Here is an 11448-nt window from a genome sequence, read left to right as displayed (position 1 = left end):
ACCTCCGGGACGTGCTGGACCGCATGTCCAACGGCCACCCGATGGCCCGGCTGGACGACCTGCTGCCCTGGAACTGGGCCCGAATAACCGCCGCAGCCTGAGCGACGTGTTAGGAATGGACGGTTACAGAGTTTTTTGATTTGTGATTTTTAAGCTGCACAGTCTCTTTGACGTCGGGCTTGGGGGGCACTGTGAAGTCGCTGGCCATCAAATACAAGGACCCGCGCAAGCTCAAACCGCGTCCGAAAAACCCCCGTACGCACACTCCCCGTCAGGTCAAACAAATCGCGGCTAGCATCACGGAATTCGGGTTCATCAATCCGGTTCTGCTCGACGCCGCGGACGGCATCGTGGCCGGCCACGCCAGGGTCGCTGCCGCCGTCACTCTCGGAATGACGGACGTACCGACTGTCCGGGTGGACCACCTCTCCCCTGCTCAAATCCGGGCCTATGTCATCGCGGACAATCGGCTCGCTGAAAATGCCGGGTGGGACCGAGACCTGCTTGCCTTGGAGCTTCAGGAACTCTCGGTCCAGCCGAATTTCGACGTGACCGTCACCGGCTTTGAAATGGCCGAGATCGATCTCATCGTCGGCGAGGCCAGCCAGGGTGAGCCAGACGAGGCTGATGCTATCCCGGAGATTGATCGCTCCCTCCCCCCAGTGTCACGGCTTGGCGATTGCTGGCAGATCGGGGAGCATTTTCTCCTTTGCGGAGATGCCCTCAAGGCTCGAAGCTACGAACGCCTTCTTGGTAGCAAACGTGCCCAGCTCATTTTTTGCGATCCACCATACAATGTGCCGATAGCAGGTAATGTCTCTGGGCTCGGAAAGGCAAAGCATCGCGAGTTCGCGATGGCGTCCGGAGAAATGACCCCGCGGGAATTCACGAACTTCCTGCGGCGCGCCCTGACGAACCTCGCCGAATTCAGCGTCGACGGCTCGATCCATTTTATATGCATGGATTGGCGGCACATCCGAGAACTAGCCGACGCCGCCGAGGACGTATATTCCGAACTCAAGAACATCTGCGTTTGGTCGAAGAGCAATGCTGGCATGGGCTCTTTATACCGGTCAGCCCACGAATTCGTGTTCGTCTACAAGAACGGTCGCGCCAAGCACATTAACAATGTCGAATTGGGTCGATTTGGCCGAAGCCGAACCAACGTCTGGCAATATGCCGGCATGAGCAGTTTCGGGAAGGACCGAGAAGAATCCCTTGCCGGACATCCCACGCCGAAACCACTTGCCCTCGTCAGCGACGGCATCCTCGACTGCTCGAAGCGAGCCGGCATCGTTCTGGATGCGTTTGCTGGAAGCGGGACTACCCTGCTCGCTGCCGAAAAGACCGGCAGGCGCGGCTACGGCATCGAGCTCGATCCGCACTATACTGATCTAGTCATTAAGCGATTTGAAGAGGTCTACGGCTTAGGAGCAATGCACGTTGATTTAGATTTGAGTTTCGACCGGATTCGAACCGAGCGGACGGAGCGCACCAAGCATGGTAAAAAATCGGATACGGATACCTCAAGAACGGTCATCAAAAACGCCCGAAAGCGATCCGCCGGCCCAGACAATACGGGTTCGCATTGGAGGCGCGGAAACGACGCCGAGGTCGAAAAAGAAGCCGGTACCGGTCCTAAAGGGCGCAAACGAACAACTACCGACGGCAGAGGCACCGCGGGTTCACCTAAACAAAAACAACGACAAGCCCGGGACGAAGGGTCTGAAGCCAGTTCGCGCAGAAAACGACGAGGTATCCGAAGCCGCTAACGAAGTCGGATACGGCAATCCACCTAAGCACACGCAATTTAAAAAAGGTGACGGCCGACCTCGACTCGGTCGGCCTAAGGGCCGCAAAAACATTGCCACCCTATTTTTGGAGGCGGCGGCGGCGCAGATCACTGTAACCATCGATGGCAAGAAGCGGCGAATCTCTAAGGCGCAAGCAGCTTGTGTGCAGCTTGCGAACAAGGGCGCGATGGGAGATGAAAAGTTATTATTGAAATTCATCGATTTGATTGCCAGCATCGAAGCGCGCGCTGAGGCCGCCAGGCCATCTGAATATCCCTTTAATGAAATGGATAAGCAGGTGATCCGGGAGATTTATAAGCGCTTGCGGCCATACGAGGAGCGAGGGAACGCCTAATGGCACCGTCTCCCGCAAAGATGACCGCCGCGATCTATCGAGAGGATCTCCTTGCGTTCATCCATCGTTCGTTTCTTGAACTCAATCCTGCAGACAATTTCGAATACAATTGGCACCTTGAGCTAATAGCTCAAAAACTCGAAGATGTCGCGTACGGCAGATGCAAGCGTCTAATCATCAATGTTCCCCCACGCCATCTGAAATCACACTCAGCGTCAATTGCTTTTCCGGCATGGTTTTTGGGACATTTCCCGCATCAACAAGTGGCGTGTGTCTCCTACGGTCAAGACTTTGCCGACAAACTAGCCCGACACTCGCGCCGCCTCATGCAGAGTGATTTCTATCAGGCGCTGTTTAAGACCAGGGTCTCTTCCAAAAGGGACACCGTGGCTGACTTCGAGACTACCCAAGGTGGTTTTCGCTTTTCGACGTCCGTCGGCGGTCCGTTCACAGGCCGCGGTGCAAACGTGATTGTGATTGACGACCCCTTGAAGGCCGACGAGGCACTTTCTGATCCACGCCGTGAAAGTGTAAACGCCTGGTTTGACAACACGCTGCGAAGCCGACTGAACAGGCAAGCCGAGGGTGCGATTATCATAATCATGCAGCGACTGCACGCTGACGATCTGGTGGCACACGTTCAGTCTACAGAACGATGGGACGTTCTTTCATTTCCAGCGATTGCAGAGAAAAAGGCAACCTTTAAGAGTCGTACTCCTTACGAAAACAGGATCTTTCATCGAAAGGAGGGCGACATTCTACAACCAGCGCTGACTCCTCCTCATGTTTTGGAGAATATCCGGCGAACTATGACTGAGTATATTTTCGCGGCACAATATCAGCAGAATCCACAGCCGTCAGTCGGAAATATTGTTAAACGCAAGTGGTTACATTTTTACACCCCGAAGGAGCGCCCTGATCGTTTCGACATAACGCTGCAAAGTTGGGATACGGCAGTTAAAGACACTCAACGCTCCGACTTCAGCGTTTGCACAACGTGGGGCGTGAAAGGTAAAAAGGCTTACTTACTTCATGTTTTCCGGCGGAAGCTCGAATTCCCTGATCTCAAGCGCGAGGTTCATCGACTTGCGAAATTCCACGAAGCTACTGTTGTGCTTGTGGAAGACAAATCATCAGGATCATCGCTGATACAACAATTGCGCGCTGAAGACCTGGCGATCGTTCTACCTGCTCCCGCCATCGAGGGAGATAAGCAGATGCGATTGAACGCACAAACAGCCGTAATCGAAGGCGGATTTGCGCTCTTTCCAAAGAAGGCCGAATGGCTCGACATCTACCTGAGCGAGCTCATTTCGTTTCCAAGCGTGAGTTACGACGATCAAGTCGACTCAACCGTCTACGCGCTGGCATGGATTGCCAATAATCCCATATACTCTGGCACCATAATCAAACCATCGTGGTTTCACTATTACACAGAGCTGCCGCAGAATCAGCAGGGCAAGCGGGTGTTTATGTCATGGGATACACCGCGCAAAGATGACGCACAGCGTACCTGGACCGTCTGCACAATATGGATGTTGCTCGATCAGACTTACTACCTTCTGCACATGGAACGAGGCCTGTACGGGTACGTAGAACTACAACAACGAATTGACGAGTTGTACAAGGAGCATCAGTTTTTCAAGATACTCATGGAACAGACCACAACCGGCGTGGCCATGGAGAAAGATCATGGATTAGCGCAGCATCACCTCATCAAGCTCTATGAGGTCGAAGATGACAGGTCAGGTCGCGTTTCAGTATTAGAGCGAATGTTCACGGACGGTTTGGTGCGCTTTCCGAAGAACAAGCCTTTCATGGCGGAGCTGGAAACTGAGCTACGAGGTTACCCTTACGGGCAGTCAGACGATATCGTCGACAGTATCGCCCTCGCCCTCACGGTCGGTGGATCAGGTTATGACTCCAGCTTGAGCTGGGTTTGAATGGGAACATCCGAACGCCACCGTGCTCTGCTTCGATTACCCACCTATCATGGCTTCAGCGCGCGTATGCGTAGCGCAACCTGTCATTTCGCAGGATTTGCACTTAGTGCCAAAAACCGGGTCGCGCACCGGACATTTTGGTCTGCAGCTGTTGAACAGCGCTTCGTACGCGCCCGGTGAAGGCCGCCTTGCGGATTTGAGAGGGAGGGGGAAGTCATAGGACTATTCCTATGGATAGTCCTATGACCAAGACACAGGTCGAGGTGATCACGTCGGTGGAGCGGCGCCGACGCTGGTCGCGGGCGGAGAAGGAACTGCTTGTTGCGGCTTCGATTGAGCCTGGGGCGGTTGCGTCAGAGGTCGCCCGTGCGGCCGGTTACTCGTGCAGCCGACAAGGTCAACCCCTTCCTCGGGCTCTCAGCCCGCTTCTGAAATCATTCGAGGATTTTTTCTCGCTGCTCGCGTTTTCGTGAATCGAAAAACTATTTCCGACGCTCTGTTTCTTGTATGATCGCTCAATGTTGTCATTGAAGCGCCGCGCATTTCTTGTGAGTCTTGCGTCAGGATACGCTGCCGCCGGTGTTCCAATCGCATTCGCTGCGCAACCTAAAATTACGGTGATCAAAGACCCCAACTGCGGATGTTGCACCGCGTGGGCCACGCACTTGCGTGAAACTGGTTTCGACGTAACGCTGATCGATAACCCGCAAATCAACCGCGTTAAGGCAAAGCTCGGCGTGCCATCCGCCCTCGCATCCTGTCACACCGCAGAAACCGACGGTTATGTCATCGAAGGTCACGTGCCTGCGGATGCAATTCACCGTCTGCTGCGCGACCGGCCCAAAGTCAGAGGTCTTGCGGTGCCGGGCATGCCAATCGGCTCGCCGGGGATGGAAGTCGAAGGCACGCCGCCCGAAACCTACAGCGTGATTGCTTTTGGTCCGGGCGGCCAGTTCGTTTTTGCGCGCTATGAAGGTGCCAGGGAGTTGCCGGCGCGCTGAACTCGCGGCCCTCCTATCAAATCTTGGCCGCCCTCAGCCTGATTGCGTTACCGATGACGCTGACCGAGGATAGTGCCATCGCTGCGGCTGCGATGATAGGCGACAGCAATATTCCGAAAACCGGATACAGCACACCCGCCGCAATCGGAACTCCTGCGGCATTGTAGACAAACGCGAAGAACAGGTTCTGGCGGATGTTGCGCATCACGGCGCGCGACAGGCGCCTGGCCCGAACGATTCCGTTGAGGTCGCCTTTCAGCAGCGTCACGCCTGCACTTTCAATGGCAACGTCGGTGCCTGTCCCCATTGCTATCCCGACATCGGCCGCCGCAAGTGCGGGCGCATCGTTCACGCCATCGCCCGCCATGGCGACAACGGCGCCCTGCTCCTTGTACCGCTTCACAATCTCGCTTTTCTGCTCCGGCAGCACCTCTGCTTCGACCTGATCGATGCCGAGCTGACGGGCCACGGCACGCGCCGTGGTCCAGTTGTCTCCCGTCAACATCACTACATGCAGACCTTCCGCCTTTAGGGCTGCAAGCGCTTCGGGTGTTGATGGCTTGACAGTGTCGGCGATCGCAATGATTCCGGCGGCTTTACCATCGATCGCGATAAAAATTGCGGTCGCACCGTCAAGCCGCAACGCTTCGGCATCCTTCGCAGCCGCATCAGTGTCAACGCCGTGCTCTTGCAGAAAGCGTGCGTTGCCTAGCAGAACACTGTGGCCTTCGACGGTACCGAGCGCTCCCTTTCCCGTTGGCGAATCGAACTCTGTCACGGGCGCAATTCCAATGTTACGCGCTTCCGCCGCCCGGACGATGGCTTCGGCAAGCGGATGCTCACTGGCGCGTTCGACGCTTGCGGCAAATCTGAGGAGTGCTTCTTCGCCATAGTCGTCGCCGATGGCTAAGACGCGTGTTACCGAAGGCTTTCCTTCGGTGAGCGTTCCTGTCTTGTCTATCACAAGCGTGTCGACCTTCTCCATGCGCTCCAAGGCCTCGGCGTTCTTGATCAACACGCCCAAGCTTGCGCCGCGTCCAATACCCACCATGATCGACATCGGCGTAGCCAGGCCGAGCGCGCACGGGCAGGCGATGATTAGAACCGCTACCGCGGCCACGAGGCCATAGCTAAAGCGCGGCTCAGGCCCCCAGATGGCCCAGGCAGCGAAAGCAAGAACGGCAACCCCGATCACTGCCGGCACGAAATATCCGGAAACCTGATCGGCCAGCCGTTGGATCGGCGCACGGCTTCTTTGCGCTTCGGCGACCAGCTGCACGATTTGCGCGAGCATCGTATCGCGCCCGATTTTTCGGGCAGCGATGATCAGCGCGCCGCTCCGGTTCAGTGTGCCGCCAATGACCGCATCTCCTTTGACCTTCGTGACCGGCATCGACTCGCCCGTCACCATCGATTCATCGACCGCGCTGCGACCGTCCACAACTTCACCGTCGACCGGCACTTTTTCACCGGGACGCACACGCATGCGGTCGCCGACCGCCACCGCGTCAAGTGCGATTTCTTCTTCGCTGTCATCTGCCCCGATACGACGTGCCGTCTTCGGCGCAAGATCGAGCAGCGCCCGGATCGCACCGCCCGTGGCTTCCCGCGCGCGCAACTCAAGAACCTGTCCCAGAAGAACCAGTACCGTGATCACCGCCGCGGCCTCGAAATACACTGCCACGGAGCCGTCATTTCCACGGAACGCAGACGGAAAGAGCTGCGGCGCAGCGGTTGCCAGCACGCTGTAGACCCAGGCAACGCCCGTGCCCATCGCGATAAGCGTGAACATATTCAGATTGAGCGTGCGAACCGACGCATAGCCGCGCTCGAAAAACGGCCAGCCCGCCCACAAAACGACCGGTGTCGCGAGAGCAAATTGCAGCCAGTTCGAGATACTGCGCGGGATGAGATGATTTAGGCCGGTGAGATGCCCGCCCATCTCGAGCAAAAGCACCGGAACGCTAAGAACAAGCCCCACCCAGAAGCGGCGCGACATGTCGGCGAGCTCCGGATTCGGCCCGGACTCGGCTGTCGCCAGCAAAGGCTCAAGGGCCATGCCGCAAATGGGGCAGCTCCCCGGCCCCACTTGGCGAATCTCGGGATGCATTGGGCAGGTGTAAATCGTGCCCTCGGGAACGGATTCCGCTGCCTGCGCGGGTCCAAGGTAACGATCCGGATCGGCGAGAAATTTTGTTCGGCAACCCGCGGAGCAAAAATAATAGGGCTGCCCGGCATGCGTTACCCGGTGCGCCGTCTCGTGCGGGTCCACGGTCATCCCGCAGACTGGATCCTTTATGCCGTCTTGCGCCGGTGTAGCGTGGATATGCGGTCCCTCTTTGCCCGCTTGATGAGTCTTGCCTGAACAGCAGCTATGCGACGCGTGATCCATAGGAAAATCCTTTCCGGCCAACTTAAGGCCAGTCTGGACCTTCCCATGATGGTAAGGTCAAGACCGATTTTCAAAGCCCAATTACCTGTCTAACCGAGCCAGGATTGCCTTCATCTGGTCGATTTCCTTTTGCTGGCCTTCAATGATTTCGGTGCAAAGCTTTTTGAGCTCGGCATCGGTTATCGACGCCTGGCCGCACATCAGGAGTGCACCGGAGTGATGCGGAATCATCGACTTGACGAACTGGACGTTTCCGACCGCAGTCTGGGCACGAATGCCGACAAAGAACAGCACCAGTGCAAGGGCCGCAATCCCGGCGAACGCCAGATTCATTCGCATGTCGGGGTACATGCTTCGCATCACCGCAAGTTCGATCAGCACCATCGGCGCGGCCATCAGCCCGGCCATATAGGCCTGGTTGATGTTCGGATAGACGTCCGCAAACCGGTCCACCATCGCGTACATCAGGATGAACATCGCGATGAAGGACACAAGCGTCATGATGGCAAGGTTGCCGTAATGGCCCCGGCCCATCTCATGCTCTTTGTTTGTCATGCCGCCATCCTCCGGCAGCTTTCCGCGCAGGAGCGGCACACCTTGACGCATTCATCCATGTCGCCGAGCCGTTCGCAGTCTTGCGCGCACTCTTCACAGATTTCCGCGCACTCGCGGCAGGTGTGCTTATGATGGGGCGTGGCCAGGAGCATGAAATGCGCCGCAGTGCGGCACATCTCTGAGCAAGCCAGCATCAGCCGAAAGTGTGCGGGTTCGGTGTGCTTTCCGCCCGCTTCCAGACAGTGCGTCATTGCCATCCCCAGACAGGTTGAGTAGCAGGACAGGCACCGATCGATGCAGGCCTGCATGTCATCAGACATATGGTGCATGGTGTTTGCCTTTCGCTTTCTGTTTTCTAGTTCGAGTGCTTTTTAAGCCAGGTCGCGAACTCTTTGTTGTCGTTGCCCTGCTCCTTGATCAGCTTTTCCGCCATCTTTCGCATTTCCGGATCCTTTCCATGCTTGAGCTGAATTTTTGCCATTTCGATTCCGCCGGCATGGTGTTTCATCATGCTTGTCGCAAAGTCCTTATCGGCGTCGCCGGTGAACTGCATAGGCATGTCTTTCATCATGTCCATATGCGCTTGTTTCAAATCTTTGGTCGAAGCCGTGTCGCCCGGCTGCGGCATCATCATCTGCATCATCTTTTGCATATCCATACCTGGCATCTGGGCGAGAGCGATGGGCGCGCCGAGCGCCAGCAAGCCGGTAAGAGCAATAACCGTCTTCATGTTCATGATGTTCATGTGATTGTCCTTGGAGTTGTCGTGTATAATCGTTCGCTGCCAACAGCAGGCAGCGGCGTGTCGAGAAGCCTATGATTAGATAGGATTAGCCGCGCGGCGGTCTTCTTATGCCCGGCGGCGCTACCCCGTCAGGTGCGGCTGTACCGTGCGGAAACATAGACGCAGCTATCTCATCGAGGTCAAACGATTGCGCGTCCGCCTGGATGGCATGGCCGCCAGAACAACAGGCTTTGCCGCAGCATTGCAACCGGCAATGATGGTGCAGGCTGTTGCCGCTCCAACTAACCTCTGCGGTTATATCGCCCTGCGACGCGAAAACACGAACAAGCCGCTCGGTTTCCATGATCGCAGGCCGATGCCCGCTGCAAGCCCTCGCGTCCGTTATTCCCAGCAACGCCGCGAGGCAAATGCCAAAGGACATCACTCTGACGATCAGTTTCCGCGCGGCCATACCGGTTTTCCGGTCGAGTTCCTTTCCGCCAACGCCGTCGTTCAAAGAGAGTTCCGGCTCAGACGACGCGGATCACACCCATCATGCCGCCTTCCTGATGTTCCAGGATGTGGCAATGAAACATCCAGTCGCCGGGATTGTCCGCGACCAGGGCGATCTCGACACGTTCACGCGGCGCCAACAGCGCCGTATCCTGCCATTCCTTATGACGGGTCGGTTCCCCGTTCCGGCTTATCACCCTGAACGAATGACCATGCAGATGCATAGGATGGTGCCAGGCTGTTTCGTTGACCATCTCGATCACATACGAGCGGTTCAGTGACCATGTCAGGAACGGCTCGTGAACGTGGCCCCTCGCGGCTACGCCATTGATTGCCCAGGCTAAACCGTTTTGAAAGAGCGTTCGTATATCCGCGCGCTTTCCGTCCAGGATGGCAGCCCTCATCTGGCCCATCATCCCACCCCCAAGCACAATCTTATGCCGCTCTGCCGTGTCCAGGGCTGGCTCGGCAATTGGGTTGGAAGGAAGACGAATATGATCCCTAGCAGAAGGCTCGCGCAGCGGCGGCTCTTCGCTATAAACAAGATTAAGCAGCCGGTAGTTGAGGCTGGCATAAAACCTGTCAACGACACGGAAGCTCTGGCCGGGAGCGCCGGTCAGGTCGACAATCAGATCCGCCCGCATGGCTGGTCCAAGTACGACGCGTCCACTCGGTGGCTCGTGCGGTTCTACTGGCTGACCGTCTAGAGCGATCACCTTCGGCGCATGCCCCTCGAACTCCAGTGCAAAAATCCGCGCATTTGCGGCGTTGACGAGGCGCAACCGAATTCGCTCTCCGGCACGCACCTCAAAAGTATCGCGAACGGCGCCGTTGACCGTGACGACATTGCCAATCCGTCCCCCATGACTGACATCATGCATGTTTTTGAAATCGCCGCTGATCGAAGCGTCTTTCAACAGCCGCCAGTCACTGAGCAGCCAGGTGATGTCGCGGTCGACCTCAACGGAATCCCGTTCCTCGACAATCAGCGCGCCCGACAGACCGCGGCCGACTTGCTCGGCACTGCTCTGATGCGGGTGATACCAGTATGTGCCCGCGTCTGGGCATTCGAATTCGTAGGTGAAACGCCCCCCGGGGGCGATGGGTTTTTGCGTCAGATGCGGAACGCCGTCCATGGCGTTAGGCAACCGCACGCCATGCCAGTGAACCGTCGTGTCTTCGGGCAGGCGGTTCTCGACAACGACACGGAGACGGTCGCCCTGCCTGACGCGGATTTCGGGTCCAGGAACGCGCCCGTCATAGCACCACACCTCCGTTGCCGGATGCTGCGCGCCGACCAGCGTGAGGCGCGCGGGGGCTGAGACTAGCCGGAACTCTTTTGCTGCGCGTGCAGGGTTGTTAGCCAACGGCAACGATCCGGCCGCCAGAAGGCTCGCGGCGCCGGAGATTACGCGGCGCCGGTTGATCGTAGCTGAGTTCATGTGCGCTTCTCCTCGACTACCACAAACTTGACTTCCTGCTGTTTTCCGAGCGCGGCCCCCTTCACCAAGGCATAGACGGCCGGTATCACGATCAGCGTCAGCATGGTCGATGAGACCATGCCGCCGATCATCGGAACGGCAATTCGCTGCATCACCTCCGAACCCACACCCGTGCTCCAAAGGATCGGCAGCAGACCTGCCATGATGGCTGCCACGGTCATCATCTTCGGCCGCACGCGCTCGACCGCGCCTTCCATGATAGCGCGGCTCAAGTCATGTTGCTGCAGGGGCCTTCCTTCGCCCATCGCGCGCGCTTTGGTTTCTTCCCATGCCTGATTGAGATAGATCAACATGATAACGCCGGTTTCGGCGGCGACGCCCGCAAGCGCGATGAATCCGACGATCGACGCCACGCTGTAGTTGAAGCCCATCCAATGCATCAGCCATAGGCCGCCGACCAGCGAGAACGGCAGCGAGAGCATCACAATCAGCGTTTCGCCAATACGTTTGAAATTCAGATAAAGCAGCAGGAAAATCAGCAGAAGCGTCGCCGGAACGACGATCTGAAGACGCTTTGCGGCACGCTCCAGATATTCGAACTGGCCGCTCCATGCCACGTAGAAGCCCGCGGGCATCGGCACGGCTTCTGCCACTGCCTTCCGGGCTTCTGCTACATATCCTCCGAGATCGCGATCGCGAATGTCCACAAAGACATACACGACGAGCTGGC

At 57.3% G+C, this 11448-nt stretch carries 12 protein-coding genes; 5 read left to right on the top strand and 7 right to left on the bottom strand.

Annotation, left to right across the window (positions count from 1 at the left end):
• Window positions 1-191 precede the first annotated feature (191 nt).
• From AB7F49_RS34420 to AB7F49_RS34400, 5 genes are all read left to right on the top strand, one after another.
• Window positions 192-1772, top strand: a complete 1581-nt coding sequence (locus tag AB7F49_RS34420) for a site-specific DNA-methyltransferase (protein WP_428530781.1) — start codon at window positions 192-194, stop codon at window positions 1770-1772.
• Complete coding sequence (locus tag AB7F49_RS34415) at window positions 1726-2148, top strand: DUF5681 domain-containing protein (RefSeq protein WP_428530784.1); 423 nt, start codon at window positions 1726-1728, stop codon at window positions 2146-2148. Before AB7F49_RS34420 ends, AB7F49_RS34415 begins: the two co-directional genes overlap by 47 nt.
• Window positions 2148-4091, top strand: a complete 1944-nt coding sequence (gene terL, locus AB7F49_RS34410) for a phage terminase large subunit (RefSeq protein WP_428530778.1) — start codon at window positions 2148-2150, stop codon at window positions 4089-4091. Before AB7F49_RS34415 ends, terL begins: the two co-directional genes overlap by 1 nt.
• A gap of 242 nt (window positions 4092-4333) precedes the next feature.
• A complete protein-coding gene (locus AB7F49_RS34405; RefSeq protein WP_428530775.1) occupies window positions 4334-4564 on the top strand; it encodes a transposase in 231 nt (76 codons plus the stop codon).
• A 45-nt stretch (window positions 4565-4609) separates the two neighbouring features.
• Complete coding sequence (locus AB7F49_RS34400; RefSeq protein ID WP_428530772.1) at window positions 4610-5092, top strand: DUF411 domain-containing protein; 483 nt, start codon at window positions 4610-4612, stop codon at window positions 5090-5092.
• 16 nt (window positions 5093-5108) lie between these two features.
• Here the strand turns inward: AB7F49_RS34400 and AB7F49_RS34395 are convergent, their stop codons facing one another.
• From AB7F49_RS34395 to AB7F49_RS34365, 7 genes are all read right to left on the bottom strand, one after another.
• Window positions 5109-7484: a heavy metal translocating P-type ATPase gene (locus AB7F49_RS34395; RefSeq protein WP_428530769.1), complete on the bottom strand. Its 2376-nt coding sequence runs from the start codon at window positions 7482-7484 to the stop codon at window positions 5109-5111.
• A gap of 81 nt (window positions 7485-7565) precedes the next feature.
• Complete coding sequence (locus AB7F49_RS34390) at window positions 7566-8039, bottom strand: DUF305 domain-containing protein (RefSeq protein WP_428530766.1); 474 nt, start codon at window positions 8037-8039, stop codon at window positions 7566-7568.
• On the bottom strand, window positions 8036-8368 hold the full coding sequence (locus AB7F49_RS34385; RefSeq protein WP_428530763.1) for a four-helix bundle copper-binding protein: 333 nt from the start codon (window positions 8366-8368) through the stop codon (window positions 8036-8038). The genes AB7F49_RS34390 and AB7F49_RS34385 overlap by 4 nt, the downstream gene beginning before the upstream one ends.
• Window positions 8369-8394: 26 nt before the next feature.
• Window positions 8395-8784 (bottom strand): DUF305 domain-containing protein, encoded by a 390-nt coding sequence (locus AB7F49_RS34380; RefSeq protein WP_428530760.1) that lies wholly within the window; start codon window positions 8782-8784, stop codon window positions 8395-8397.
• A gap of 85 nt (window positions 8785-8869) precedes the next feature.
• On the bottom strand, window positions 8870-9280 hold the full coding sequence (locus tag AB7F49_RS34375) for a hypothetical protein (RefSeq protein WP_428530757.1): 411 nt from the start codon (window positions 9278-9280) through the stop codon (window positions 8870-8872).
• A 13-nt stretch (window positions 9281-9293) separates the two neighbouring features.
• On the bottom strand, window positions 9294-10718 hold the full coding sequence (locus AB7F49_RS34370) for a multicopper oxidase family protein (protein ID WP_428530754.1): 1425 nt from the start codon (window positions 10716-10718) through the stop codon (window positions 9294-9296).
• A partial coding sequence (locus AB7F49_RS34365; protein ID WP_428530751.1) for an efflux RND transporter permease subunit occupies window positions 10715-11448 on the bottom strand: 734 nt, incomplete at its 5' end. The genes AB7F49_RS34370 and AB7F49_RS34365, both read right to left, overlap by 4 nt.

It is taken from the genome of Pseudorhodoplanes sp. (assembly GCF_050250235.1).
Taxonomy (GTDB): Bacteria; Pseudomonadota; Alphaproteobacteria; order Rhizobiales; family Xanthobacteraceae; genus Pseudorhodoplanes.
The sequence above is the reverse complement of the archived record's forward strand: the minus strand, read 5'-3'. Positions and strand labels throughout refer to the sequence as shown.